Source organism: Salipaludibacillus agaradhaerens (genome assembly GCF_002019735.1).
Taxonomy (GTDB): Bacteria; Bacillota; Bacilli; order Bacillales; family Salisediminibacteriaceae; genus Salipaludibacillus; species Salipaludibacillus agaradhaerens.
Window position 1 is genome coordinate 4,152,171 of record NZ_KV917378.1, and the last position, 26,014, is coordinate 4,178,184.

Here is a 26,014-nt window from a genome sequence, read left to right on the forward strand (position 1 = left end):
ATGTTTACATCCTAAAATCAACTAGCATGATGCTAGTAAGACTATCAAATTGATAACTAAGGAGAAGATCATGAAACTGACCTATTCTGAAGCGATTGCTTTATTGGCAGAAAAGAAGGCAGCAGGAATTGTCTATTCACTAGAACGTATGGAAGAACTTATGGGCTATTTAAATCATCCTGAAAAAGAAATACGGTCTTTGCATGTAGCTGGGACAAATGGCAAAGGATCTGTCTGTGCTTTTCTCTCCTCTATATTAAATGAGGCTGGTTTTACAGTAGGGGCTTTTAATACCCCTGTTTTCGGTGAGGAAAAAGATCAATTAACCGTCAACCGCGAGCCTATTTCAAAAGAAGAGTTTGCAAGAGCTTTTAGTGACATTCTGCCATCTGTGGAAAAAGTGGAAAGGGAGCGTCATGAGATTGTTAGTGAATTTGAATGTATAACAGCACTCGCTTTTTATTACTTTTCTCGTTTGAAGCCTATGGATATTGTTCTTATTGAAGCTGGAATGGGTGGACGCCTAGATGCTACAAACGTTTTACCATCGCCAATCGCCACAGTTATTACGAATGTTGGTTATGATCATCAAACTTTTCTAGGGGATACCATTGAAAAGATTGCAATGGAAAAAGCGGGTATTATAAAATCATCTTCACCTCATTTTACTGGTGCAGATGGAAGTGCTCTTCAAGTGATAAAAAAGGTAGCAAATAAAAGAAAGACGCCCATTTATTCGTTGCAAGATAACACCCATATCAAACAGTTAAACAGCGATACATTTGAGTTTAAAATGGTAGGTATGTCATCGGCGAAATCATACACACTTGCATTAAAAGGGCAACATCAAGTAATGAATGCAGCGTTAGCCTTGATGACGATAACTGTGCTAGCTGAACAATTACAGTGGACCATGACACAAAAGGACTTAAGACAAGGTCTTTTTCGAGCAGCCTTAGAAGGAAGGTGGGAGACTATCAGTTATGCACCAGAAATTATCATTGATACGGCACATAATGATGATGCAATGATAACTGTTTGTAATAATATCACGGACTTATCTCATAACAAGCAAATGACAGTTCTCTTTGCTGCCATGAAGGATAAAGCAGTAGGAAACATGCTTAAACGTTTACGTTCTCTAAATATTAAGGTTTATGTGACAGAGATTTCAACGCCCCGCTCTATGACAAAAGAAGATTATCTACAAGTGACAGGTGTGACTGAGCAAGATATAATTATTGATTGGAAAAAATGGGTGAATGATTGGTTTAACAAGAAGGAGCAAAACCACATTCTACTTGTGACAGGTTCACATTATTTTGCAGGGATATGTCGAAGTTATATGATTGATGAGATCAAAAATAGCAATTAGGTAGTTTGTCTAAGTAGGGATGAAACAAGTGAGTCATTTGACTTAACAAATTATACAAACTATGGTAATGTAAAAGATAATTACTACAGTATTGTATTAAATCGGTGTCGTGTGAACCCTTTGAAATTCATTAAGGATGTGACCAAACGTGTCAGAAAGAAAACAGCTTTCCCTCTGGATAACATGGTTAGTCATTGTCCCGCCATTTATTTATTATATTATAGAAAACACGCTCCACTTATGGCAGACCTCTTGGCTGGCCATTCTTTCTTTTACAGCCCTTATTATGGTGGCATCTTTATTTCCTATTCAAATTAGATATACGTCTGTTATTCCTTTTCATGGTATATCTTTAGCTATTTTTCTCCACTTTGGTCTATTAATTGAAATCCTCGTGACACAAATTGCAATTCTAACCACTCTTTTCAGATTAAAAATCTCCACTCATGATCTTCATCGTATACCCATAAACGGATTAATATTTCTAGCTACTTCGTTAGGTTCAGCAGCTTTATTTTACTTAGTAGGTGGTACAACCGGTCATTTTACAGTAGGTATGATGGTGGAGATGGCGGTGCCAATTTTAGTGTATACGTTGACTTTTTTTGTATTAAATAACCTCTTGCTCTATCTCTGTCATTATTATTTGTTAGGTATGCGTGAGGTGTCTTTTTTTGATGAGGCTTTTAAGTGGCAGGCTATCAGTTGTTTGCTAATTGTTTTAGTGGGACTGGCTCTCGCTATGCTTTATGAGGAAGTTGGATATATTGCTGTCCTTATAACGGGAATACCGATAGTCTCAGTTTTTTTAATTCTTAAAATCTACAATGAAGATAAGAAAACGACAGAATTACTTAAACAGGTTAGCTCTTTTGGACATGAGGTAAATGATAGCTTAGAGGTTAACACTATAATTGAATTATTCATATCAACGTGCTCGAAGATTTTTCCTGCTCAAAGTATTTTATTATTCGAACAAGAAGATTATTATGATTTACGGCCGATCTATATGAGCCAATCTCTTGATAAGGGGGCGTTATCAGAAGGGGATGGGGTAAGTAAGCACGTTTTACAAACTGGGGCATCCGTACTCTTTACATCGAGAAAACAGTGGGAGCATTTAGATTCAGAAAATGTCCTTTCAGGTAATCAATCCATTATAGCGGCCCCATGTATACGAAATCATAACATTGTAGCCGTCATTACACTGACGAATCAACGAAAAAATGCTTTTCAAAGAAGTGATCAAAAAGTATTAGAGATAATTGCTAATTATTTGTCTGTAGCTGTGCAAAATGCGAGATATATTGCTCAAACTAAGAAGGATAGTGAATGCTGCGGCTTAACAGGATTGTATAATTTCACCTACTTTAAAAAGATTTTAAGAGATTATGAAAAAATAGAAACGTATGCGATTGTGGTAATTGACTTAGACCATTTTAAATCAGTCAATGATACATATGGTCATCAAAGTGGAAATGATGTTCTCATTCAAGTGGCAGAAATACTCACACAGACGGTAAAAGATGACGGAATCGTGGGTAGATACGGAGGAGAAGAGTTTGTTATTTTACTAGATAATGTTCAGTTGTTTAAAGCGTTCGAACTGGGAGAGCGGGTTAGACGTGCCATTGAATCAAAGTTCTTTATTGTTTCTGATGATCTAGTTAAAGGGGAGAAAAAATTAATTAACATTACTGCTAGTATCGGTGTGGCTTCAAAATTGTCAGAAGAAACACCCATTGAAGTTTTGAGACATGCTGATAGAGCAATGTACACTGGTGCAAAGCAAAAAGGTCGCAATAAAGTAGCGCAATACTTATGACATTTAGCACTTCTAAAATTGTGCGAGTTAAATATTTGTTATATTTCATAACATCCATAAAAGGTTAGTCAGGGGAGTGATTATGGAATTCACTATGTTAATGTATCTAATCATTTTTTTAATTGGTGCTATTTTCGGCTCGTTTTTTAATGTGGTGGGTCTTAGGCTTCCGGAGAAAGAATCTTTGATACTGCCAAGGTCTCATTGTCGTAGCTGTAAAGTAAGTTTAAGAGCATTAGAATTAGTACCAATTATCTCCTTCATCATCTTTAAGGGACGGTGCCGTACGTGTCAAACAAAAATCTCCCTTCTTTATCCTCTCATGGAGATAATGACGGGCGCATTATTTGTATTAGCAGTAATGGGAATTGGATTAAATTGGGAACTTCTCATAGCACTTTCATTTATCTCCCTATTGATCATTATTACTGTCAGCGATTTGATGTATAAAGTGATTCTAAATAATGTGCTCTTATTATTTCTTATTTTCTTCATTCTACTTCGTCATACACTCGTGCCATTAGCTCCATGGTGGGATGCCTCGGTAGCTTCGATTACAGGATTTGTATTGTTGTTACTACTGGCTGTTTTATCTAAAGGAGGGATGGGGGGCGGAGATATAAAATTGTATGGCGTACTCGGCTTTGTTCTTGGCACTTCTAATCTCTTCTTATCACTTTTAATAGCTTCCATAATTGGTACTGTAGTTGCTTTAATTGGCATGTTAATAAAAAAATGGGATCGAAAAACGATTGTTCCCTTTGGACCATTTATCGCGATTGGCAGTATAAGTGCTTACTTTTTTGGAGAAGAATTAATTACATTTTATTATCAGTGGATCCTTAGTGTTTATTATTGGTTGTAGCTCTTAATTTTTAAAAAATGAAAGCTGATGTCCGCGAGACATTTCTACCTAAATGAATGTCATGATGCAATATCTCGCTCATTTTACCGAGTAATATTGAAACTAATAATAAAATGTTCGTCATTATAAACGGAGAATTGGAACGAAATATGACGATTCCTATGGGAGGAATAGAAGGCTTGAAATTCATTCTGACTGAACTTTGCAAAAGCAGAATAAGTTGCAACCGAGCCCTACGGAAAGCGACGACCTGTAGTGGAAATGAGTCTTAACTTTCGGAAAAAAACGATACGACATATTTATGAAATCGATCCATCTGTATAATTTTAATTTTTCTGTTTATGCTGACTATAAACAGGTGAGCCGTTAGTGTGTCAATGTGGAGATCTATCTATTAAACGAAAATTCATAATGCAACTAGGTAGCTAACGGTACGCCTTGAGTGTGTTTTCTCAAAACTTAAGCATGGTCAATTAGAAGTGAAATCTAGTAGTGTACTATTTTGGTCTCTATAAAAATGGGCGAATTCCTTAAACGCATGCACATGTTTTCAGTTCTATCAACTTAGCTTAGATAATAGACTTGTATAGAGAGCTGTGAGACAGAAAGGAGTGCATAACGACGTGAATCGAAAAAAAGATGTTACTGTTAAATTAGATGGTAAATATAAGGAAGTAGAAACGTGGACAATTCCAGTAAATGAACGGACTAATAATAAAAGCATAAAGTCAACGGAAACGAATGATATGTTTCAATGGAAGACAGATCACTCTCATTCATCTAATAAGGAGAAAATTGTTGACCTTCATAAGAGGCGTCGCACAATGGAAGAATTAAGAAAGCCTTTTTGGGATGATGGTAAAAGTGACCATAGCCCAAAACTCCCCCCTTCTCATCGGAAAAAAACGAAGCGCAGTCCGAGAACGTTTGCCTTAAGCTTATTAAAAAATGCTGTGTTTCTTGCTGTGTCGTCTGCTGTCGTCATTGGCGGCGTGTTCGGCATGTTGTTGCTCTCCATGCTTTCTGCAAATGGTACAAGCTCTGGAGCAGACAGTGGATCGGAACCAGCCCCCCCTATAACTTCTATCACAGAAGAAGAAGCGATTAAACAAGCGGCAGAGCTTCCAAGTCTACACGTCTACGTTGTTCAAGCTGGTGCTTTCTCTACGATAGATAAAGCTAAAGACATGCAAAGGGAATTAAGTGAAAAAGATATCCCTTTCATGATTGTGGAGGAGAAGAGTAACCATTACTTGTTTATTGGCGCGGCCGAGAATAAAGAGAGAGCAGAATCTTTGGCTAAACATTATGAGTCAAAAGGGGTGGAAACATATGTCAAACCATTTAATATCGAATCAAGGGATCTTCAAATGAGTGAAGAAACGGCACAGTTTTTTTTCTTAGGGGCTACTTGGATAGGACAGCTGGCTGAAGTAACTGAGGAAGGTATATCAGGGGAAGAGACGGAAATTTTAACGGAGACACTAGCAAAATGGGAAGAAATAAGCACGCATTCTTTGCTGGAAAATAATGAGGCTGAGGCACTTGTAAGTGAGTGGATGGCTTACAGCAAGCAATTAAATACTGAAGAAGCTTCTTATAAAGAAATTCAAGAGATATTACTTAAAAGTCTGCAAATTTATGATACATTAATAATGTTGATAGAAGGGTAAGGGACCTAAATTATATATTATCGAAGGGAGATTGCTGATAATGACAGCTATGAGAACGGAAAGAGACTTAATGGGAGAACGTCAAATTCCTGCGCATGCCTATTACGGTATACAGACAGTGAGAGCAAAAGAGAATTTCCCTATTACAGGCTATCCGCCACACGAGGAATTAATTAAAGCATTTGGGTATGTTAAGAAAGCAGCAGCGAAAGCTAATTCCCAGGTAGGAGCTTTAAACAAAACGATTGCTGAAGTAGTGATGAAAGCAGCTGATGAGGTGATTGAAGGAAAATTTAATGACGAATTTATAGTTGACAGTATTCAAGGGGGCGCTGGTACGTCATTTAACATGAATGCAAACGAAGTCATCGCCAATAGGGCTATTGAATTATTAGGGGGAGAAAAAGGAGATTATCTAAAAGTGAGCCCTAACACCCATGTAAACATGGCTCAATCAACAAATGATACTTTTCCGACTGCTATTCATATCGCATGTCTGAACTTATCACATGGCCTCATTCATATGTTAAATGAATTAATTGAAACGATGACAAAAAAAGAAGATGAATTTGATCATGTTATAAAAATGGGGAGAACTCATCTTCAAGATGCTGTTCCCATTCGTCTTGGTCAAGAATTTGGTTCATATCGCAGATTACTTGCGAGAGATCTCGCGAGAATTAAGCAATCAGTGGATCATTTGTATGAAGTGAACATGGGAGCGACAGCAGTTGGAACAGGCTTAAATGCGTTACCAGAATACATAGAGAAAGTAACGAAAAATTTAGCAGAAATGACGGGGATGCCTTTCCATAGAGCAGAAAACCTCGTGGATGCTACTCAAAACACAGATGCTTATACACAGCTGTCTGGGGCGATGAAAATATTAGCTATTAACTTGTCTAAGATTGCGAATGATTTGCGTCTTATGAGTTCAGGGCCACGTACTGGATTTAATGAAATCAACCTTCCTCCAAGGCAGGCAGGCTCCTCCATTATGCCTGGAAAGGTCAACCCTGTTATGTGTGAAGTTATTAACCAAATATCTTTTCAGGTTATTGGGAATGATCATACTATCAGTCTTGCTTCAGAAGCAGGGCAACTTGAATTAAATGTGATGGAGCCAGTTCTTGTATTTAATTTATTGCAATCATTTTCTATTCTAAAAAATGGTATCCACGTTTTTAAAGAGTTTGCAGTAGATGGCATTGAAGCAAATATTGAACGTTGCGGAGAGCTTGTAGAAAATAGTGTCGGTATTATCACAGCGATTAATCCACATGTCGGTTATGAAACAGCTGCCCGTATTGCTAAAGAAGCGATTACCTCAAAGCGGCCAGTTAGGGAAATATGTCTTGAAAAGGGCATATTAACTGAAGAAGAGCTAAACAGAATTCTAGAGCCGAAAGAAATGACAAATCCAGGAATTGCAGCTCCTGACTTGATTTTTGGCCAGGATATTTAAGTTTTAAATCGTGCTTTTGGGAGGAAGTTATAAGACCTGAGGTTTAATCTTCCTCTTAATCTTGTCTTTTTTATAGTTGAATGAATGTCATGTTTCAAAATGATATTAAAGTTCGAATAATGATTGTGGCCTTCACTTCAGAACGATGCTTTCCCGAGAGCTTGTCTTCAGCTAACGTTTGCTCGGTAAATTTTAGCAACAGTGAATCTTTAGACTGTGCTTCATCCTCAGGGAGTCACCATCTTACGCTTCAGCCATAAATATAATTCAATAGATATTAGTCGTTTATTGTTTATAAATCCAACCTTCAATCAGTGGGCGTTTTCGGACTTCTTCCCACTGATTAGTAGTTGAGTGGAGCAGGACATGAGCGCCCGCTATCTCTCTTCTCTATTTCAGGCGCGGGTTTTACGGACGGTTATCTGTGATAAATTCTCATTATGAAATTGATTCATTTAGATTATTTTTTATGTGAAGGACGTATGAATCTTATATCACATTAAGTAAGTGACATAAAAACGAATTGGTAGTTAAGCGATCGCCGCCACCCTGTATTATAGGATTCAATACTCCACCCTTCACATAAATGAATGTTTGTATGAGATTGATTTATAAAAGAAAGGGATCATTGACTATGAAATCAGTTATTTTAGCTTCACAATCACCTCGAAGACGTCAGCTTTTAGAACAAGTAAATATTCCCTTCTCTGTCGTACCAAGCTCCGTAGAAGAAATAGTTGATAATACCCTTTCTCCTGCTGATATTGCTATGTCTTTAGCAAAGCAAAAAGCTGATGAGGTTTTTAAACGGTACCCTGAAAGTGTCGTTATCGGTGCAGATACCATTGTTGTTGCTCAGGGTAGAATTCTTGAGAAGCCGTCTGATGTGCAGGAAGCTTATAATATGCTTCAGGTTCTTTCAGATGTTAGCCACTCTGTTGTGACAGGTGTGACGATAAACTCTCATGAAAAGACCGTCACTTTTTATGAGGAAACTATCGTGCATTTTTATCCTTTAACACATGAGGAAATAGAAAGGTATGTAAGTAGTGGTGAGCCGTTTGATAAAGCAGGTGCGTATGGTATTCAAGGTTTGGGGGCTGCTTTGGTAAAAAAAATTGAAGGGGATTATTTTACGGTAGTTGGGTTGCCGATTGCTCAAGTCGTTCGTACATTAAAGAAATTTGACATTTACCAAACCTCATCAAATTGAGGAGCATGTTATAGTGTCACAAATTTAAGGAGGTAATTTATGACGTCATCATTTATGATAAGAGATGTTCCAAAAAGTGAAAGGCCGAGGGAAAGAATGTTGCGAGATGGAGCAGAAGCATTATCTAATCAGGAGCTGATCGCACTGCTTCTGCGATCAGGGACAAAATCTGAGTCTGTCCTTCAATTATCTACACGGGTTATTCAGCATTTTAATGGATTAACCCTTTTTAAAGAAGCACAAGTAAAAGAGTTAACAGCTATTAAAGGAATAGGAGAAGCTAAAGCGATCCAACTATTAGCCGCTCTTGAATTAGGAAAACGAGTCTATCATTTTTCATCTGAAGAGCGCTATGTGATTCGATCTCCTGAAGATGTGGCACAATATATGATGGATGAAATGCGACAGCTTAATCAAGAGCATTTTATCGTTCTTTACTTAAATACAAAGAATCAAGTTCTCCATAAAGAAACAATCTTTATTGGCAGTTTGAATGCCTCGATTGTTCATCCGCGGGAAATTTTTAGAGAAGCTTTTCGCTATTCCGCCGCTTCGATCGTTTGCCTTCATAATCATCCCTCTGGAGACCCTGAGCCAAGCCAACAAGACATTGAAGTAACGCAGCGATTAGTTGAGTCTGGGAAAATGCTTGGAATTGCGTTGCTCGATCATGTCATTATCGGTGATAGACGTTTTTCTTCTTTAAAAGAAAAAGGGTATGTCTAATCAAAAAAACTAATTAGGAAGCCTCTAATTTGACCTCTTTAATTACACTTTCACTTTCCCCACTACGCCATAATGAATGTCATCCTTTAAAAATAAGATGTTATAATTCGAATACTTCAGATTACGCTTCATCCTCAGGGAGTCGCTGCCTTATGTGACAGTCACTTTTTATCATAGTTAAATGTCCGTAAACCTTCCGACTCAAAATAGAGAGGAGAGCTAATCATTCTATTTAGGCGGGAGCTAACGGCCGCTAATGTTCTGATTGACTCAATTAACAATCAGTGGGAAAGCGCCCCTACATTGAAGGTTCGTTTTATCATTGTCATTGAATGAATATTATTTGTCTGTCTTCCCTTCATTTTGAGAGATCATTTTCCTTCTCTTTTTAAAAGGTCATGGATCGAGCATTTGTCTTATGTACATGCCGCCCTTGTTATGTTAGGATAAAATGAGGTTTTTTATGTGAAGTATTTTAAAAAGCTACTCATTATTGTAAAGATTGAGTATAATTAAATTTATGAGCTTTACATGAATGATAACAAGTGGAAGCATCATATCATAAAGAGAATGTTTCAGTTTCATAAGATGAAGGGAGATTACATAGATGTTTGCAGGATTTTCTAAAGATTTAGGGATTGATTTAGGAACAGCTAATACGCTTGTATATGTTAAAGGAAAAGGTGTTATTTTACGTGAACCGTCCGTGGTGGCGATTCGTTCAGATACAGGTTCGATAGAAGCAGTTGGAAATGACGCTAAAAATATGATTGGTAGAACGCCTGGAAATATAGTGGCGATTAGACCGATGAAAGATGGTGTTATTGCTGATTTTGACACCACGGCAACAATGATGAAATATTTTATTCAACAAGCCCTTAGAAACCGTTCTATTTTCACGAAGAAACCTAATGTAATGGTTTGTGTGCCATCAGGTATTACTGCTGTAGAAAAACGTGCAGTAGAAGATGCTACAAAGCAAGCTGGCGCGAAAGAGGCTTATACAATTGAAGAGCCATTTGCTGCAGCAATCGGTGCTAATTTACCTGTTTGGGAGCCGACAGGGAGTATGATTGTGGATATCGGCGGTGGTACGACGGAAGTGGCCATTATTTCTCTTGGCGGAATTGTGACAAGTCAATCTGTTCGTGTAGCCGGAGATGAAATGGATGATGCAATCGTTCAATATATTAAAAAAACGTATAGTCTTATGATCGGTGAACGAACTGCTGAAGCTATTAAATTTGAAGTAGGAGCTGCCGGTTCTCCAGAAGTTCACGATGAAATGGATATACGTGGACGTGATCTCGTCTCAGGGTTGCCAAAAACAATCTCTGTAAATGCTCAAGAGATTACGGCTGCTCTAGAAGATACAGTGACACAAATCATTCAGGCTGTAAAGGATACGCTTGAGCAGTCACCACCGGAACTTGCAGCTGACATCATGGATAGAGGTATTGTGTTAACTGGTGGAGGGGCACTATTGAGTAATCTTGATAAAGTGCTGTCAGAAGAAACAAATATGCCAGTACTCGTTTCAGAGGATCCATTAGATTGTGTTGCTATAGGTACTGGTAAAGCATTAGAGAACCTTCATTTATTCCGTTCAAAAGCTGGAATTTCTGTCCGTTCAAACCGAAAAGGATAGTAGGTGTCGCACATGTCTTCTTTTTTTTCTAATAAGCGACTCATTGTATTATTAGTTTGCATGATCATACTAGTAGCATTAATCGGTTACTCTATGAGTGATCGTAGGAGTCTGTCATGGCCAGAGCAGTTTGTAGCCGATACAGTCGGTTCTCTCCAGTCTGCCTTCTCTAGACCCGCTCATTTTGCAGCGGGTTTCTTTGACAACGTGCGTGACATGAGAAACTTGTACGAAGAAAACCAACTATTAAAATCGCATTTAGATGAATATGCGTCATTGCAAGTAGAGTTAAGCCAGCTTCAACGTCGAAATGAAGAATTAGAGGCAGCTGTTGACTTACAGGATGATCCTGATTTAATGAGCTACACTGTTCGATCAGCAATTGTTATTCACCGTTCTCCAGACCGTTGGAATGAGCAGGTTGGCATTAATAAAGGGGCTCAGGATGGTTTAGAGGAGAACATGGCGGTTATTACTTCTGAAGGTTTGATTGGTAAAATCGATCAGGTATCGCAATTTTCTTCAACAATTCGTCTTCTGAGTGATCAAGATATCACAAATCGGATTTCAGCCATGGTCGATACAGATGATGAGACCGTGTATGGGTTCATTGAAGGTATGGATGAGGAAACTGGTTATTTACGATTTACAAAGATTGATATGGAAGCTGAACTGGAAAATGGACAGATAGTGTCCACTTCTGGATTAGGGGGGGTTTTTCCTCAAGGCCTCCAAGTCGGTGAGATCGTAGAGTATGATACAGATGAATTTGGCTTAACACAAATAGCATATGTAAAACCCTCAGCAAATTTCTCACATTTGGATTATGTTATGGTAGTGGAACGAGGCGCAGATACATTGGATGAAAAGATTAATCCGGATTTAGAGGACGATGACTCATGATCGTTAGATATTCTTTATTTATATCATTGTTCATTCTATTCATATTTGAAGGTACTATTTATCAAGTCTTCGCTCCAGATTTTTATGGTTTTCCTTATGAATTGATCCCACGCTGGATGTTTATGCTTATATTGTTAATGGGGATCTATCGAGGCCGAGGATATGGACTATTACACGGGATTATATTTGGCATCTTGTATGATATTGTTTACTCACCTGTACTGGGTGTTTATGCGTTTGGGATGGGGTTAATTGCGTATGTCTTATCCATTTCTCTTCCTTTTGTTAAAAATAATTTAGCAATTACAATTTTAATGGTCATTTCAGGTGTGGCTTTATTAGAGTATTATGTGTTTGGTATGATGACTCTTTTAGGGATTACTGACTTGTCAAACGATATTTTTCTAACTGTTCGTTTTATTCCTACACTTATTATGAATTTAATCATATTAACCATCGTGGCTTATCCGGTAAAGCTATGGTGTCAGAAGGTTGATTCGGAAATTCAATAATCGATTGATCCAAAGGCTTTTGAAACTGATTGAGTTTTTAAGATAAAGCAAAACAGTCTATGATATTGGTATTCATGGAAGAGTGTTTCTATATAGTCAATGTGATAAAAATCTCTTCTAAAAAAAGATAGGCTTTTCTTTTGTTATAATCGCCTATGTGAGGTGAGGGTTTAAGTCATGAAAACAAATCAAAAAAAAAACCAATATGTCATTATCAAGGGGACTAAAGATGGCCTGACATTTATTCTGGATGACCAATGCTCGATGGACACGTTAAAGAGTGCTTTGAAAGAAACGTTGTCTGATCGCCCGCAACCCTCTAAAGAATCACAAGGGCCTGTTAAAGCGAAGCTTGCTATTGGGAAGCGTTATTTGGAGAACATAGAGCGTCAAGAGCTGGCGTCTTTATTCTCAGAAGAAATGAATATTAAGGTAGAAGATATAGAATCAGATGTAATTTCAAAAACAGAAGCTGAGCTCCTTGTAAAAGAAAAGCAAATGACTCAAGTAGCCAGAATTATTCGATCTGGACAAGTTATAGAGTTGCAGGGAGATCTTCTTATTATTGGTGATGTAAACCCTGGGGCGACAGTTAAGGCAACAGGGAATATCTACATATTGGGTAAATTAAAAGGGATTGCTCACGCTGGAAGTAATGGGAATAAAGAAGCGGTTATTTGTGCTTCTGTAATGACACCTTCACAGCTCCGGATAGCATCTGTTGTTAGACGTTCACCTGAGGAGCCAGACCAGCTGATTGAACAACAAATGATGGAATGTGCTTATCTCAATGAAAATGAAGAGATAATTCTTGAAAAACTTCATAAATTGTCGAAAATCAGGCCGCAGCTAGCAACAGAATTATGTTAAAGCACTTTACTAAAAGGGTGTTAATTATACAGTTGTTAAACCGGGTGTTAGAAAGGGGAGAATAATGTGGGAGAAGCCATAGTTGTAACGTCAGGTAAAGGCGGTGTTGGAAAAACGACGACCACTGCAAATATCGGGACAGCATTAGCTTTGTCAGGTAAAAAAGTATGTTTAGTTGACACAGATATTGGTTTAAGAAATCTTGATGTCGTGATGGGGCTGGAAAACAGAATAATATATGACCTCGTCGATGTCATTGACGGTAATTGCCGACTTCAACAGGCGTTAATAAAGGACAAGCGTTTTGATTGTTTATTTCTCCTTCCAGCTGCTCAAACAAAAGATAAATCAGCAGTGGAACCAGAACAAATGAAAGAATTAATTGATGAATTAAAGCAAGATTATGATTATATTTTGATTGATTGCCCAGCGGGGATTGAACAAGGGTATAAAAATGCTGTAGCTGGAGCAGATAAAGCAATTGTAGTCACGACTCCTGAAATATCTTCTGTTCGAGATGCAGATCGAATTATTGGTTTACTTGAAAAAGAAGAAAATATTTCTCCACCAAAACTCGTAATTAATCGGATTAGGAATCATATGATGAAAAATGGGGAAGCCATGGATGTAGAAGAGCTAGTCTCCATATTAGCGATTGATTTATTAGGCATTGTTGTTGATGACGATGATGTTATTAAATCCTCTAATAGTGGAGAGCCTATTGCATTAGACCCGAAAAGTAAGGCATCAATAGCTTATCGAAATATTGGACGGCGAATTACTGGAGAAACGGTCCCTCTCATGTCTCTCGAAGATGATAAAGGAATGCTGACCCGAGTGAAGAAATTCCTTGGCATCCGAGGATAAATTAGAAGAACTTTGCTTTCACTGTAAAGTGAATTGTGGAAGATAATTTTCTTAAGAGATAACTTATAATAACAGTGTGTCACATGTTATAGTCATTTGAATATGTTAGTTAGCACCCCTTATAAATAATTTTTACCTCCTTCTTTTATAGAGAAGGGGGCTTTTTTCATTAGCGAATTTATTAAGACATAAAGACTTATAAATGCTAGGCTCTTATTCAAACCACGCATTCAAAAGCAAGAACTAGGGAAGCTGATTACGGTGAAATAATCTAAGGTTTTATAATGTACATACAAAACTATATGTTGAGATCGCCTTTCCGTTTGTTTTATCACAGATAAAGGACGCTCATGTCCTGATTGGAGGTTCGTTTTATAAAAGTATATATATTGTGGGACTACCATATAAATATGACAGGACTCTATGAATTCCTAAATATAGGTTGGTAAAAGCGGATTAAACATATAAATGTATATTTTGAGATGTTAGTAATTGAGAAAGTTCTATCTATAGTTGGACGAGCATAAGATAAACTATGACGATACCATTGGACAAGGATGGGGAGTATATGAATGATAGAGTTGCAAAGTTAAAGCGAAAGATGGATGCTAGGAGACGCAAACGACAAGATAAAAAGCGTCCTAACAAGTCTGTACAGAGAATGCGGAGTGAAGGTCAGTCATTGTGGGACATGAAACATGATGAAGAACGAGAGGACACTATCTATTCATTTGATACGGTAAAAGATAAATCACTTCAAAAGCCAAATACAGAACCTTATTTCAATAGGGATACTTTCATAATGCAATTACTTGCTGGTATTTGTTTTTTTCTTATAATCGGGATTCTTATGCAAACGAGTACACCAGCTTTAGATCAAGTAAGACATTTTGTGGAACGGCAATTTAAAGAAGAATTTGAATTTGATCGTGTTGCTCTTTGGTACGAAGATTTATTTGGACGACCAGTAGCTCTCTTTCCTAGCCAAATGGAAGCAGTAGCTCCAGGTGATTTGGAAGAACAGGTGCCCAATCAATATGCTTTGCCAGCATCAGGGACGATAAAAGAGACATTTGAGCAAAATGGCAGAGGGATTTATGTAGAAACAGATTTAGAAGAGGCCGTCGAAGCTGTAAGAAGTGGTGTGGTTCGATATATCGGTGAAGATGAAGAACATGAATGGGGACAGGTAGTTGTTATAAGTCATTATGACGGGGGAGAATCATGGTATGGCATGCTTGAAGACATTTATGTGAATCTATATGATCATGTAGATAGTGGAGATGTCTTAGCTAGCGTCTCTTCTCACGCTGAAGATGAAGAGACAGGGATTTATTATTTCGCATTAAAAGAAGGGGATGTTTTTATAGATCCGGTTGACGTGATTTCCGTTGATTAATTTATTACGTTTAATAAAAATTCACCCTTTACTATGGGTTATTTTAGGTATTGGTGGAATGGCGGGATTATTTAAAGAGATTCTCATGCTTTTATTTATTATCATGGTCCATGAATTAGGTCATGCTTGTACAGCAAACTATTACGGCTGGCGTATTCGTAAAATTGAGCTAATGCCGTTCGGCGGCGTGGCTGAAATGGAGGAGTATGGCAATCGTCCCGTTAAAGAAGAATTTTTCGTCACTCTAAATGGGCCTTTGCAGCATCTATGGATGATTTGTGCTAGTATGTATTTATCAGGTACACCTATTTGGTCTGAGGCAGATCATCAAATATTTTTATTTCATAATATCTCAATTTTGATATTTAACTTACTGCCAATTTTACCGTTAGATGGTGGAAAACTACTTTTTACATTACAGAGCTATTTTCTTCCTTTTCAAAAGTCGTATTACTTAACGACTATTCTTTCCTTAATTATGCTCACGATTATGACGTTTATAGCTTTTATGATCTTACCATTTCATCTAAATTTAGTGGTCATTGTATGTTTTTTATGGCTGCATCAATACTTAGAATGGCGGCAACGGCATTATCATTTTCTACGTTTCTTATTAGAAAGGCAGCGGCTGCAACTGAATAAAGAGAAGAAAAAGATTCCTGTTCCTCCTGATATCACAGTGTCTCAAGCCGTAAAAGAAATTTATCGAGAAAAAAAAGGAATTTTTTTAGTGGGAACCGAGAACGGTGAAAAATATGTGAATGAAACACTCGTCCTTCAAGCTTTCTTTGACCGACAGCATAAAACCCTCCCATTAGCCCTTCTTATATAGTAAGGGCTAATGTTATTGGCAATAACTTATATGAGGATTTATAATAAAGAGATCTAATGACTAATAGTGTGAAGGTACATGAAACTCTTTAAGAACAAAGAATGAACTTCCTAAGAGTTCATAAAATATGTGAATGATACAGGGATGAAAAAGATTGGAGTAATGAATTGTGAGACAAATTGTGTTGCACCGACGGTTTGAAGACATTAGAGGTGCCGTGATTGAGAATGGGACCGTCGTCGAGTGGCTTTTTGAAGGGAAGATGGATTTACTGAAGCCTGGCATTATTATAAAAGGGAAGGTCGAAACGATTTTACCAGGGATGGATGCGGCTTTTGTTAATATTGGATCGGAAAAAAACGGCTTCCTATTAAAAAAAGAATTAATTGTTTCTCAGCATGAAGAACATAAATCTAAACCAATCACGTCTTTACTAAAGCAGGGCCAATCCATTATTGTTCAAGTAAAGAAAGAAGAGTTCGGAACAAAAGGGGCGAAACTCACTGAACAATTATCATTTCCTGGGAAATACCTTGTTTATTTACCGTTTGGTAATTACATTGCAATCTCTAAGAAAATTAGTCATGATGAGGACCGTGAACAGTTACGAGTAATAGCTCAAAGTAATCTTGAAAATAAAGAAGGTATTATTTTTCGGACAAGTGCTGCAAAAACATCTACTGTCAAATTAAAAGCAGAACTGGCGTTTTTGAGAGAACAATTTACTACCACTATGAGAAAAGCGCAAGTGCATGAAGGAATAACAATTTTGTATAATAGCACATCGGTTACAAGACGTGTGATTAGAGACTTTATCGATCATGAAGAGACCCAATTTGTTGTTGATGATATAGATGATTATAAAGAACTGACAGCTAGCTTAACTTCTGATGAAAAGGATAAAGTCACTCTATATCAAGGAAAAGAAAACCTTTTTTCTTATTTCGATCTGGATAAAGTACTAGATAAAACACTTTCTTCATTTTTATGGTTGAAAAACGGTGGCTCGCTTCACATTGATTACACTGAGGCCATGACAATTATTGATGTGAACTCTGCAAAATTTACTAGTAAACAAGGACTGAGTGATACTGCCAAAAAAACCAATCTCGAAGCTGTCACAACAATTGCGCAACAACTTAGATTGAGAGATATCGGTGGCATAATTTTGATCGATTTTATCGATATGCCATTAGAAAAAGATAGACAGGACGTTATGTACGCATTAAAAAATGCACTTAAACCTGATCGTACGATAACAAATGTGCTTGGATTTACTCAATTAGGGCTATTAGAAATGACGCGAAAAAAAACACGTAAAGCGATACATGAAATCATCTATTCGAATTGTAATGTATGTGGAGGGACAGGCTTGGTAAAAAGCGAAGCTGAAGTAGCAGCAGAATTAGAGGAAGCACTTTTTGCCTTCCGTACTTCTGAGGCTGCTGCCTTTGTAGTAGATGTTCATAAAGGGACGTTAGCATTATTCTTACATGAAGGTAAACGCCGTTTAAAGTGGTTGGAGAACGTTCTGTCTAAACGTATTTTTTTAAATGGTGTGACGGAAACAGGCTTTCAGATTAGATTTGAAGGGGATGAGCAAGAAGCTCGGAACTTTTGGAACAAAGTCTAGGGAGATATAATGGTTCATAATGGGAGTATTGACATGCCATTTTACATTATGGTATGATTTCCTTTGTTAGTTGTTTGGTTGCGCCCAAAGAACTGCAACCGCACAGATCAGGTTTGAAGCACTCAAGTGCACCTGTGATGGCGAGTCTGAGTATTGAAGGAGGTGCGCATATGTACGCAATTATTGAAACTGGTGGAAAGCAAGTAAAAGTAACTGAAGGACAAGAAGTTTACGTTGAAAAGATTGATGTAGCTGAAGGTGATACAGTAACTTTTGACCGTGTTCTTCTCGTTGGAGGAGATGACACGAAGGTAGGAGCTCCCCTTGTTGATGGAGCTACAGTGACTGCAAAGGTAGAGAAACATGACCGTGCGAAAAAAATCACTGTCTTTAAATATAAAGCTAAAAAGAACTACCGTCGTAAGCAGGGTCACCGTCAGCCATACACAAAAGTGATTATCGATAAGATTAATGCTTAAGGTGTAGGCCGATGATTCATGTAACATTCAACCGGAATGACGATGGAACGATCCATACATTTACGATGAAAGGCCATGCGGAATCAGGTCCTTATGGATATGATCTCGTCTGTGCAGGGGTGTCCGCTGTTTCTTTTGGAGCAGTGAATGCTATTGCCGATCTTTGTGATACAAAGATGATGGTTGAAACGAAAGATGACGGAGGCTTTCTCCGCTGTCGTGTTCCTAATGGGTTAAATCATGACACGTTTGAGAAAGTGCAATTACTGTTAAATGGTATGCTTGTCTCCCTGAAAACAATTGAGGACCAGTATAGCCAATTTATACGTATCGATTCATAAATACAGGAGGTGAAGACCATGTTCTTAAAATTAGACCTTCAATTTTTTGCCCAGAAAAAAGGGGTAGGTAGTACAAAAAACGGTCGTGACTCTATTTCCAAACGTTTAGGCACAAAACGTGGTGACGGACAATCTGTTACCGGTGGATCCATTTTAGTACGTCAACGCGGCACTAAAATTTATCCAGGTGTGAACGTTGGAAAAGGTGGAGACGACACATTGTTTGCGAAAGTTGATGGCGTTGTTAAATTTGAACGCGTTGGCCGTGATCGTAAACGTGTAAGTGTGTATCCAGAAGTTCAAGAAGCATAAAGTTAAAGCTCTGACGATTATTTAGACATAATCGTCAGAGCTTTTTTGTTTGTAATGGAGAACAAGATTTCAGGATAATAGTAGAAAAGCAAAAAATATGGTAAGTTTTATACGTTATATTTGTGAGTAATAATGAGAGTTATATGTCAACGGAGGTACCGAATGGGACAAGATATAACAGAGATGACTTTTGAACATTGGACACAAGTAAAGGCGATCTATGAAGAAGGGATCACTTCAAAAATAGCTACCTTTGAAACTAAAGCACCTACATGGGAAGAATGGGACTCTTCCCATTTGTCTCACTGTCGTTTAGTAATGGTCACTGGTAAGATAGTTATAGGTTGGGCAGCTTTAACGCTCGTGTCTAGTCGATGTGTGTATGCGGGAGTGGCGGAAGTGAGTATATATGTGAAAGGGAGTGAAAGAGGACAAGGTATTGGTTCAGTCCTTTTGAACGAACTCATTAAGCAAAGTGAAAAGGAACGTATATGGACACTACAAGCGGGGATATTTCCAGAAAATAAAGCAAGTCTGCAACTTCATTATAACAATGGTTTTCGTTTAGTTGGTAGGCGTGAAAGAATTGCTAAACTTAATGGTAATTGGAAAGACGTATTGTTATTGGAACGCCGTAGCTTAATAACAGGGGTAATATAGAAATAAGGAGGTAAATGAGATGAAGGTAACTGTTATAGGGTATTGGGGAGCTTATCCTGAAGCCAATGAAGCAACGAGCTCTTTTCTTGTAGAAGAGGGAGAGACTAAAGTATTACTTGATTGTGGTAGTGGGGCGGTGGCTAAATTACAAAACAAGATTGAATTAAAAGAGTTAGATGCTGTCATTTTAAGTCATTACCATCATGATCATATGGCAGATTTAGGTGTGTTAACCTACAGTCGCATCGTTGACATAAACTTAGAAAAAACAGATAGACCACTCCAAATTTTTGCTCACAACTATGATAAGGAAGCATTTGATTCATTAGGGAATGATACTTATACATCAGTAATCGCCTATAATGAATCTACACCTTTAATCATAGGTCCCCTCAAGGTGAGTTTTCAAAAAACTGCCCATCCTGTAACCTGTTATGCGATGAAGGTAGAAAGTCAACTTACAAATAAAGTGCTTGTTTATACAGCTGATACGGCATTTGAAGAATCACTTATTCCTTTCGCTGAGAAGGCTAATTTATTAATTGCTGAAACAAGCTTTTACGCTGGTCAAGATGGCCGGAAATTTGGGCATATGACGAGCGAAGAAGTAGCTAAATTAGCGACTGCTTCTCAAGCTAAGTCTGTACTTCTAAGTCATTTACCCCACTTTGGCTTCCATCATCAGCTTAAGTCAGAAGTTCAAAGAGGGTATAGTAGGGAGGTTAATCTGGCCTCATCAGGAGCTATTTTTCACTTGTAATCCAATGTGGTGAAATAGATAGAACTCATATTTCCCTAATCAAATCTTATGCAGTTAAAGAAGCACCACTAGTGTCCGAAGCGACGCTAGTGGTGCTTCTTTAACCACAACCTTTACAAACACTTTACAAAGCATTTACTTACTATTCAATCTTCCTTAATATATGAAACTTATACTTTAAGTGTGGTCAAGCGATCATAACATACTAGTCTCGTTAAGAGGAGGAAGTTGAAATTGAAAAAGTACAGCTTATCATTTTTAATGGCAGGGCTTATGGTAGTCACTGCGGCCTGCGGTGGTAACGAAAATACGGCAGGGGGAGACAGCAACACTAATTCAAGTAAAACTAATAACAATGATTCGTCATCTGAAGAGTTGTCTGGAACAGTTATTATTGACGGTTCTGGGACGGTATATCCTTTAATGTCTAGAATAGCAGAAGAGTATATGGTAGAAGAACAAGAAGGCGTCAGTGTGGAAGTGAGTCGCGGCGGAACAAGTGCTGGAATGAGCCGATTTGTAGCTGGCGAAACAGACTTATCGAATGCCTCTCGGGAAATTAGAGAAGAAGAGCTTGCTGAACTTGAAGAGAACGGGATTGAAACACAGGAATTCAAAGTGGCATTAGATGGGTTAACAATCGTCATACATCCTGATAATGATTGGGCTTCTGACATGACGGAAGAAGAAATTAAAACTATGTTCGTTACAGGAAATTATGCAGATGATGATAATGTAATGTGGTCTGATATTCGTTCCGATTGGCCGAATGAGCCAGTAAACTTTTACGGACCAAATGAAAATCATGGTACACATGAATTTTTTGTAGAAGAAATTATTGAAGAGCAAGACTTAGTAGACACGATTAATTTACAACAAGAGTACTCAACACTTGTTAATTTAATTTCTGAAGATGAGCATGGTATCGGTTTTTTTGGATATGGCTATTATGCGAACAATACAGATGACCTACAAGCGGTAGCTATTGATTTTGGTGACGGTCCTGTTGCACCTTCACTTGAAACTATTGCAGAAGATGGTGATTATGCGCCGTTTACTCGCCCAGTTTTTACAAACTTGAGCTATAACTCAGCACGTGAAAAAGCTGAAGTAAAAGATTTTGCTGAGTATGTGTTCACAGTAACGAATCAATTTGCTGAAGAAACAGGCTTTGCCCCTCTTCCGGAGGATGAGCTAGAAGGCTATATTAACGACATTCAAGCAATCAACTAATATGTTTAATAGAGATGAGAGTAGAAAACACTCTCATCTCTATCCTTAAATGAACGCATTGTTTAACATGAATGAAAGATTAGAAGCACGATGTGAGTGAAAGGGGCATTAACATGGCTCAGCATGAGAGCGTAAAAGAGATCATTCAATATAAAAAAAAACGTACAAAAACAACGTCAATCATTGAAAAAATCATTCCCTCTTTGTTATTTTTAGCAGCATTCATTTCTGTTCTAACAACGGTGGGAATTGTGTTCACACTCATCTTTGAAACAGTTTTATTTTTTAGAGAAGTGTCATTCATCGAATTTTTCTCAGGGACAGTGTTAAAACCTTTAAGTCCTGTAGATCCTCAATTCAGTATTTTACCATTAGTCATGGGGACTTTTATGACAACACTCATTGCAATGTTAGTAGCCATTCCAATAGGGTTGACGACTGCTGTATATTTGAGTGAATATGCATCAGGGACAACGAGAAAAGTGTTAAAGCCCCTCATTGAAGTTTTAGCAGGAATACCAACAATTGTGTATGGTTTTTTTGCATTTACATTTGTTACACCAGTATTGAGAGAAATCATCCCAGGTTTATCTGCTACAAATGCGCTCAGTCCTGGTATAGTCATGGGAATTATGATTATTCCAATGGTAGCTTCTCTCTCAGAAGATGCGATGAATTCAGTGCCTAATGCTATGAGAGAAGGTGCTAAAGCACTTGGAGCTACACAGCTCGAAGTCACTTTCCGTGTTGTTATTCCTGCTGCAATTTCCGGAATTATTGCGTCATTCGTGTTAGGGATTTCCAGAGCTATTGGAGAAACGATGATCGTGACAATAGCCAGTGGTAGCTCTAAAAATTTCACATTCGATGTGACGCAGTCAATGCAAACGATGACAGCTTATATTGTAGAAATCACGAGTGGCGATGCAGCCGCTGGGACCACCATATATTATAGTCTTTATGCAGTGGCCATGACGCTATTTGTATTCACACTACTTATGAACATGCTAGCAAGATATATTAGCAGCAGGTTTAGGGAGGTCTATTAATTCATGAAATACATCGATTTATCAGCAGTCGAAAAAAAAATGTCCAAACGTTTGCTCATGAATAAGGCTGTTAAATATATCTTTCTATCAGCAACATTGTTTGGGCTCGTCATATTAGCGATTCTTGTTTACCGAGTAGCTATAGATAGTATTGGGTGGATAAATTTAGACTTTCTAACTAATAAACTATCAACGGCACCAGAGCGAGCAGGGATTAAAGGAGCTATTGTAGGGACATTGTGGCTTATGCTTATTGTTGGACCTGTGACGATGATATTAGGAGTGGGAACAGCCATTTATTTAGAAGAGTATGCAAAACGAGGGAAATTACATTCATTTATTCAAACCAATATTAGTAATTTGGCTGGTGTTCCTTCAATTGTGTTTGGAATCTTAGGCTTAACTATTTTCGTGCGGTTATTTGGTTTCGGTACCAGTATAATCGCAGGTGGCTTGACAATGGCGCTCCTTGTCCTCCCGATCGTTGTAGTATCAGCCCAAGAAGCGATTCGATCAGTTCCGAGCTTTTTGAGAGAAGCCTCTTACGGCATGGGGGCAACAAAGTGGCAGACCGTAAAAAATGTGGTATTACCAGCCTCATTACCAGGTATTTTAACAGGCGTTATTTTAGCCCTCTCTCGAGCAATTGGAGAAACAGCTCCACTTGTGGTTATCGGTATTCCTGCATTGCTTATACCAATTCCATCCAGTATCGGTGATAACTTCACTGCTTTACCAATGCAAATTTATTATTGGACGCTAGATTCAGTTATGGTGGATGAATATGCTAACCTTGCTGCAGCCACCATTGTTGTTTTGTTAATTGTACTTATCTTATTGAATTCGACGGCAATCATTATAAGAAATAAATTTCAAAAAAGATATTAAAAGGAGGATAACCTAGTATGGGATTAAACCAAGTGATAGATGAGCGTGCAGAGACAGACGAGCGTGTGAAAGATGAATTTTCCATGGACAAAAAGCTTGTTTTTAATACAAGAGGACTTAATTTATGGTATGGAGAGACACATGCACTAAAAAATATAAACCTTCCAATTAGGGAGAATGATATTACAGCGATTATTGGTCCATCAGGCTGTGGAAAGTCCACATATATTAAAACGTTGAACAGAATGGTAGAACTAGTTTCAAGTGTAAAAGTGTCAGGAGAGATTCTCTATAGAGGAGACAATATCTTTCAACACTCATACCGAGTAGAGCAACTGAGAACAAGAGTGGGGATGGTTTTTCAAAAACCGAATCCCTTTCCAAAATCTATCTTTGACAATGTGGCATACGGCCCACGCATTCATGGGATTCGAGACAAAAAATTACTTAAACAGATTGTCGAACAAAGTTTAAAAGGTGCAGCCATTTGGGAGGAAGTTAAAGATCGTTTAAATGAGAACGCCTATGGACTTTCTGGAGGACAACAGCAACGTTTGTGTATTGCCAGGTGTCTTGCAATTGAGCCAGATGTTATATTAATGGATGAACCAACATCAGCACTTGATCCTAAGTCCACCTTAAAAGTAGAAGAACTGGTACAAGATTTAAAGAAAAACTATTCTATCATTATAGTCACGCATAATATGCAGCAAGCGGCAAGAATTTCTGATAGAACGGCATTTTTTCTTAATGGTGAAGTGATTGAATATGACGAAACAGATCTCATTTTTTCAACACCAAATGACAAACGCACTGAAGATTACATTACAGGGCGATTCGGTTAAGGAGGAACGGGAAATATGCCTACACGAGAGACGTTTGAAACAAACTTAGCGGAGTTAAAAGAAGACATCATGTTTTTAGGTACAATGGTTGAAAAAGCTTTCGAAGCGACACTTGATGCTGTCGTACATGCTGATGAAGTTAAATTTGATGATATCATTTCTAATGACAAATACATTAATGAATTGGAATTGGAGATAAATGAAAAAGCGACACTTCTTATTGCCAAGCAACAACCCGTAGCTTCTGATCTACGTAAAATCATTGTAACACTGAAAGTATCCAGTGATTTAGAACGAATGGGGGATCTAACCGTTGATATGGCCAAAGCGGCAAAACGGATAGAGGATCGTGAGAAAGTGGATAACTACATGGAAGACTTGCTGGCTATGGCTGAAAAAGCACAAGATATGTTAAGAAAAGTACTTGCTGCCTATCGTGCTTCAGACGTTATAAAGGCTCAGCTCATTGCATCACTAGATGATGAAATAGACGCGGCTTATGGAGACTTTGTTCAATCGATTTTTAAAATGGCTATTGCCGGTCATGATTCTCCAGAGTATATTACCCAGATGGCATTTATATCAAGATATATTGAACGAATAGCTGATTACTCTACGAATATCGCTGAATGGATTGTTTATGAAGTTAATGGACAACGATTTGATCTAAACTAAGACTAGTGAGAAAGTTGTTGATTCTATGAGTGAGGCTAAGGTAGTACCTCGCATTTTAATAGCAGAAAAAGATCGATCAGTGCGAGGTGAAATACAACAGATTTTTCGATCATATGGCTATGAAACATGGGTAGTGGCAAATGGAAAAGACGCGTTAAAAATCATTAACAGTCTTAAGCCAGATGCTGTTATTTTAGACATGGATTTACCTGAACTAAGTGGACTTGATGTGTGTCGGGAATTGAGACAAACACTAAATAATTGGTTGCCTGTGGTACTTATTTCAACTCAATCTGATGAAATAGAAGCTGTACTCGGAATGGAATTAGGTGCTGATGATTACATGGTAAAACCGCTTCGCTTTAAAGAACTTGTTGCAAGAGTAAAGGCGGTGTTGCGACGAGGACAGCTTTGCTGCTTAGAAAATGAAACAAAAGAAGAGGTGGTTTCTGCATTAAAACAAGGAAAATATAGGAGCGGTGAATTAGTCCTTGATCCTGTTCATTTGACACTTTATAAAGGAAAAAAACCTGTTGAATTAACAAGAAAAGAGTTTGAGCTTATGTTTTTCCTGATGAAAAATAAAGGAAAAGCTTTTACTAGACAGCACTTGATTACGGCATTGACAGTTAACGATCAAACGTATGATGAACGAATTATAGATGTGTTCGTAAGTCGTATAAGGCGACAAATTGAGCCCAATCGGAGGAATCCATTGTATATAAAGACTGTCAGAAATGTGGGATATATGCTGAAAGATGTTCCCATAAAGCATAAAAGCTATCAATAAGGAGTATTACGAAGCGGTGAATCATTATTCACCGTTTTTTTTATCACAGATAATCGTCTGAAAAATTCTCGCCTCAAAATAGAGAATCTATATAGGTGCACTAGCATTGCATAAAAATGTCAATAGTTCAAGTTGTTTAAAGCCAATAAAGATAATACCCGATTAATGGTGGGGGA

Annotated in this window: 26 protein-coding genes and 1 other annotated feature; all 26 genes read left to right on the forward strand. The window is 37.8% G+C overall.

Features of this window, described 5'->3' with window-relative positions; genetic code table 11:
* The first annotated feature begins 70 nt into the window (after positions 1 to 70).
* The 26 genes from BK581_RS19025 (at position 71) to BK581_RS19150 (ending at position 25,838) form a co-directional block, all read left to right on the forward strand.
* Positions 71 to 1,375 (forward strand): bifunctional folylpolyglutamate synthase/dihydrofolate synthase, encoded by a 1,305-nt coding sequence (locus BK581_RS19025; RefSeq protein WP_078579654.1) that lies wholly within the window; start codon positions 71 to 73, stop codon positions 1,373 to 1,375.
* A gap of 148 nt (positions 1,376 to 1,523) precedes the next feature.
* Positions 1,524 to 3,200: a sensor domain-containing diguanylate cyclase gene (locus BK581_RS19030; RefSeq protein ID WP_078579655.1), complete on the forward strand. Its 1,677-nt coding sequence runs from the start codon at positions 1,524 to 1,526 to the stop codon at positions 3,198 to 3,200.
* Between the two features lie 82 nt (positions 3,201 to 3,282).
* Complete coding sequence (locus BK581_RS19035; protein ID WP_078579656.1) at positions 3,283 to 4,065, forward strand: prepilin peptidase; 783 nt, start codon at positions 3,283 to 3,285, stop codon at positions 4,063 to 4,065.
* A gap of 623 nt (positions 4,066 to 4,688) precedes the next feature.
* Entirely contained in the window at positions 4,689 to 5,738 is a 1,050-nt protein-coding gene (locus tag BK581_RS19040) for an SPOR domain-containing protein (RefSeq protein WP_078579657.1), read from the forward strand.
* Between the two features lie 40 nt (positions 5,739 to 5,778).
* Positions 5,779 to 7,203: an aspartate ammonia-lyase gene (aspA, locus tag BK581_RS19045; RefSeq protein WP_078579658.1), complete on the forward strand. Its 1,425-nt coding sequence runs from the start codon at positions 5,779 to 5,781 to the stop codon at positions 7,201 to 7,203.
* 634 nt (positions 7,204 to 7,837) lie between these two features.
* The gene (locus tag BK581_RS19050; RefSeq protein ID WP_078579659.1) at positions 7,838 to 8,416 is read left to right on the forward strand and encodes a Maf family protein; all 579 of its coding nucleotides are present in this window, start codon (positions 7,838 to 7,840) and stop codon (positions 8,414 to 8,416) included.
* Positions 8,417 to 8,455: 39 nt separating this feature from the next.
* Positions 8,456 to 9,142 (forward strand): RadC family protein, encoded by a 687-nt coding sequence (radC, locus tag BK581_RS19055; protein WP_169837789.1) that lies wholly within the window; start codon positions 8,456 to 8,458, stop codon positions 9,140 to 9,142.
* Positions 9,143 to 9,749: 607 nt separating this feature from the next.
* A complete protein-coding gene (locus BK581_RS19060; RefSeq protein WP_078579660.1) occupies positions 9,750 to 10,790 on the forward strand; it encodes a rod shape-determining protein in 1,041 nt (346 codons plus the stop codon).
* Positions 10,791 to 10,802: 12 nt separating this feature from the next.
* Entirely contained in the window at positions 10,803 to 11,693 is an 891-nt protein-coding gene (gene mreC, locus BK581_RS19065) for a rod shape-determining protein MreC (protein ID WP_078579661.1), read from the forward strand.
* Positions 11,690 to 12,205 carry a rod shape-determining protein MreD gene (mreD, locus tag BK581_RS19070; RefSeq protein WP_078579662.1) on the forward strand — a complete coding sequence of 172 codons (516 nt, stop codon included), beginning with the start codon at positions 11,690 to 11,692 and terminating at the stop codon, positions 12,203 to 12,205. The genes mreC and mreD overlap by 4 nt, the downstream gene beginning before the upstream one ends.
* 177 nt (positions 12,206 to 12,382) lie before the next feature.
* Positions 12,383 to 13,075, forward strand: coding sequence for a septum site-determining protein MinC (gene minC, locus BK581_RS19075; protein ID WP_078579663.1), 693 nt, complete (start codon positions 12,383 to 12,385; stop codon positions 13,073 to 13,075).
* Positions 13,076 to 13,141: 66 nt separating this feature from the next.
* Entirely contained in the window at positions 13,142 to 13,942 is an 801-nt protein-coding gene (minD, locus tag BK581_RS19080) for a septum site-determining protein MinD (protein WP_078579664.1), read from the forward strand.
* Between the two features lie 568 nt (positions 13,943 to 14,510).
* Positions 14,511 to 15,341: a M23 family metallopeptidase gene (locus tag BK581_RS19085; protein WP_169837791.1), complete on the forward strand. Its 831-nt coding sequence runs from the start codon at positions 14,511 to 14,513 to the stop codon at positions 15,339 to 15,341.
* Entirely contained in the window at positions 15,334 to 16,173 is an 840-nt protein-coding gene (locus tag BK581_RS19090; protein WP_078579666.1) for a M50 family metallopeptidase, read from the forward strand. Before BK581_RS19085 ends, BK581_RS19090 begins: the two co-directional genes overlap by 8 nt.
* A gap of 169 nt (positions 16,174 to 16,342) precedes the next feature.
* Positions 16,343 to 17,806, forward strand: coding sequence for an Rne/Rng family ribonuclease (locus BK581_RS19095; RefSeq protein ID WP_169837792.1), 1,464 nt, complete (start codon positions 16,343 to 16,345; stop codon positions 17,804 to 17,806).
* A gap of 86 nt (positions 17,807 to 17,892) precedes the next feature.
* Positions 17,893 to 17,964: a sequence feature (ribosomal protein L21 leader region), on the forward strand.
* Positions 17,965 to 17,976: 12 nt separating this feature from the next.
* Positions 17,977 to 18,285: a 50S ribosomal protein L21 gene (gene rplU / locus BK581_RS19100; protein WP_078579668.1), complete on the forward strand. Its 309-nt coding sequence runs from the start codon at positions 17,977 to 17,979 to the stop codon at positions 18,283 to 18,285.
* 11 nt (positions 18,286 to 18,296) lie between these two features.
* Positions 18,297 to 18,626, forward strand: coding sequence for a ribosomal-processing cysteine protease Prp (locus BK581_RS19105; RefSeq protein WP_078579669.1), 330 nt, complete (start codon positions 18,297 to 18,299; stop codon positions 18,624 to 18,626).
* A gap of 18 nt (positions 18,627 to 18,644) precedes the next feature.
* On the forward strand, positions 18,645 to 18,938 hold the full coding sequence (rpmA, locus tag BK581_RS19110) for a 50S ribosomal protein L27 (protein WP_078579670.1): 294 nt from the start codon (positions 18,645 to 18,647) through the stop codon (positions 18,936 to 18,938).
* A gap of 162 nt (positions 18,939 to 19,100) precedes the next feature.
* Complete coding sequence (locus BK581_RS19115) at positions 19,101 to 19,598, forward strand: GNAT family N-acetyltransferase (RefSeq protein ID WP_078579671.1); 498 nt, start codon at positions 19,101 to 19,103, stop codon at positions 19,596 to 19,598.
* A 19-nt stretch (positions 19,599 to 19,617) separates the two neighbouring features.
* The gene (locus BK581_RS19120; RefSeq protein ID WP_078579672.1) at positions 19,618 to 20,358 is read left to right on the forward strand and encodes an MBL fold metallo-hydrolase; all 741 of its coding nucleotides are present in this window, start codon (positions 19,618 to 19,620) and stop codon (positions 20,356 to 20,358) included.
* Between the two features lie 228 nt (positions 20,359 to 20,586).
* Positions 20,587 to 21,591 carry a phosphate ABC transporter substrate-binding protein PstS family protein gene (locus tag BK581_RS19125; RefSeq protein ID WP_095995575.1) on the forward strand — a complete coding sequence of 335 codons (1,005 nt, stop codon included), beginning with the start codon at positions 20,587 to 20,589 and terminating at the stop codon, positions 21,589 to 21,591.
* A 113-nt stretch (positions 21,592 to 21,704) separates the two neighbouring features.
* Positions 21,705 to 22,640: a phosphate ABC transporter permease subunit PstC gene (gene pstC, locus BK581_RS19130; RefSeq protein ID WP_078579674.1), complete on the forward strand. Its 936-nt coding sequence runs from the start codon at positions 21,705 to 21,707 to the stop codon at positions 22,638 to 22,640.
* A gap of 3 nt (positions 22,641 to 22,643) precedes the next feature.
* Positions 22,644 to 23,528, forward strand: a complete 885-nt coding sequence (pstA, locus tag BK581_RS19135) for a phosphate ABC transporter permease PstA (RefSeq protein WP_078579675.1) — start codon at positions 22,644 to 22,646, stop codon at positions 23,526 to 23,528.
* Between the two features lie 83 nt (positions 23,529 to 23,611).
* Entirely contained in the window at positions 23,612 to 24,373 is a 762-nt protein-coding gene (pstB, locus tag BK581_RS19140; protein WP_276327436.1) for a phosphate ABC transporter ATP-binding protein PstB, read from the forward strand.
* A 15-nt stretch (positions 24,374 to 24,388) separates the two neighbouring features.
* Complete coding sequence (gene phoU, locus BK581_RS19145; protein ID WP_078579677.1) at positions 24,389 to 25,048, forward strand: phosphate signaling complex protein PhoU; 660 nt, start codon at positions 24,389 to 24,391, stop codon at positions 25,046 to 25,048.
* 25 nt (positions 25,049 to 25,073) lie between these two features.
* Positions 25,074 to 25,838 carry a response regulator transcription factor gene (locus tag BK581_RS19150; protein WP_078579678.1) on the forward strand — a complete coding sequence of 255 codons (765 nt, stop codon included), beginning with the start codon at positions 25,074 to 25,076 and terminating at the stop codon, positions 25,836 to 25,838.
* The last annotated feature ends 176 nt before the right edge of the window (positions 25,839 to 26,014 follow it).

Excerpts from the sequence above, each read along its gene's own strand:
- radC (WP_169837789.1), top strand. The coding sequence starts at position 8,456 with ATGACGTCATCATTTATGATAAGAGATGTTCCAAAAAGTGAAAGGCCG.
- BK581_RS19115 (WP_078579671.1), top strand. The coding sequence starts at position 19,101 with ATGGGACAAGATATAACAGAGATGACTTTTGAACATTGGACACAAGTA.
- BK581_RS19120 (WP_078579672.1), top strand. The coding sequence starts at position 19,618 with ATGAAGGTAACTGTTATAGGGTATTGGGGAGCTTATCCTGAAGCCAAT.
- BK581_RS19060 (WP_078579660.1), top strand. The coding sequence starts at position 9,750 with ATGTTTGCAGGATTTTCTAAAGATTTAGGGATTGATTTAGGAACAGCT.
- BK581_RS19035 (WP_078579656.1), top strand. The coding sequence starts at position 3,283 with ATGGAATTCACTATGTTAATGTATCTAATCATTTTTTTAATTGGTGCT.
- BK581_RS19050 (WP_078579659.1), top strand. The coding sequence starts at position 7,838 with ATGAAATCAGTTATTTTAGCTTCACAATCACCTCGAAGACGTCAGCTT.
- minC (WP_078579663.1), top strand. The coding sequence starts at position 12,383 with ATGAAAACAAATCAAAAAAAAAACCAATATGTCATTATCAAGGGGACT.
- pstB (WP_276327436.1), top strand. The coding sequence starts at position 23,612 with ATGGACAAAAAGCTTGTTTTTAATACAAGAGGACTTAATTTATGGTAT.
- pstA (WP_078579675.1), top strand. The coding sequence starts at position 22,644 with ATGAAATACATCGATTTATCAGCAGTCGAAAAAAAAATGTCCAAACGT.
- phoU (WP_078579677.1), top strand. The coding sequence starts at position 24,389 with ATGCCTACACGAGAGACGTTTGAAACAAACTTAGCGGAGTTAAAAGAA.
- pstC (WP_078579674.1), top strand. The coding sequence starts at position 21,705 with ATGGCTCAGCATGAGAGCGTAAAAGAGATCATTCAATATAAAAAAAAA.
- BK581_RS19085 (WP_169837791.1), top strand. The coding sequence starts at position 14,511 with ATGAATGATAGAGTTGCAAAGTTAAAGCGAAAGATGGATGCTAGGAGA.
- mreD (WP_078579662.1), top strand. The coding sequence starts at position 11,690 with ATGATCGTTAGATATTCTTTATTTATATCATTGTTCATTCTATTCATA.
- BK581_RS19025 (WP_078579654.1), top strand. The coding sequence starts at position 71 with ATGAAACTGACCTATTCTGAAGCGATTGCTTTATTGGCAGAAAAGAAG.
- rplU (WP_078579668.1), top strand. The coding sequence starts at position 17,977 with ATGTACGCAATTATTGAAACTGGTGGAAAGCAAGTAAAAGTAACTGAA.
- aspA (WP_078579658.1), top strand. The coding sequence starts at position 5,779 with ATGACAGCTATGAGAACGGAAAGAGACTTAATGGGAGAACGTCAAATT.
- rpmA (WP_078579670.1), top strand. The coding sequence starts at position 18,645 with ATGTTCTTAAAATTAGACCTTCAATTTTTTGCCCAGAAAAAAGGGGTA.
- BK581_RS19105 (WP_078579669.1), top strand. The coding sequence starts at position 18,297 with ATGATTCATGTAACATTCAACCGGAATGACGATGGAACGATCCATACA.
- mreC (WP_078579661.1), top strand. The coding sequence starts at position 10,803 with ATGTCTTCTTTTTTTTCTAATAAGCGACTCATTGTATTATTAGTTTGC.
- BK581_RS19150 (WP_078579678.1), top strand. The coding sequence starts at position 25,074 with ATGAGTGAGGCTAAGGTAGTACCTCGCATTTTAATAGCAGAAAAAGAT.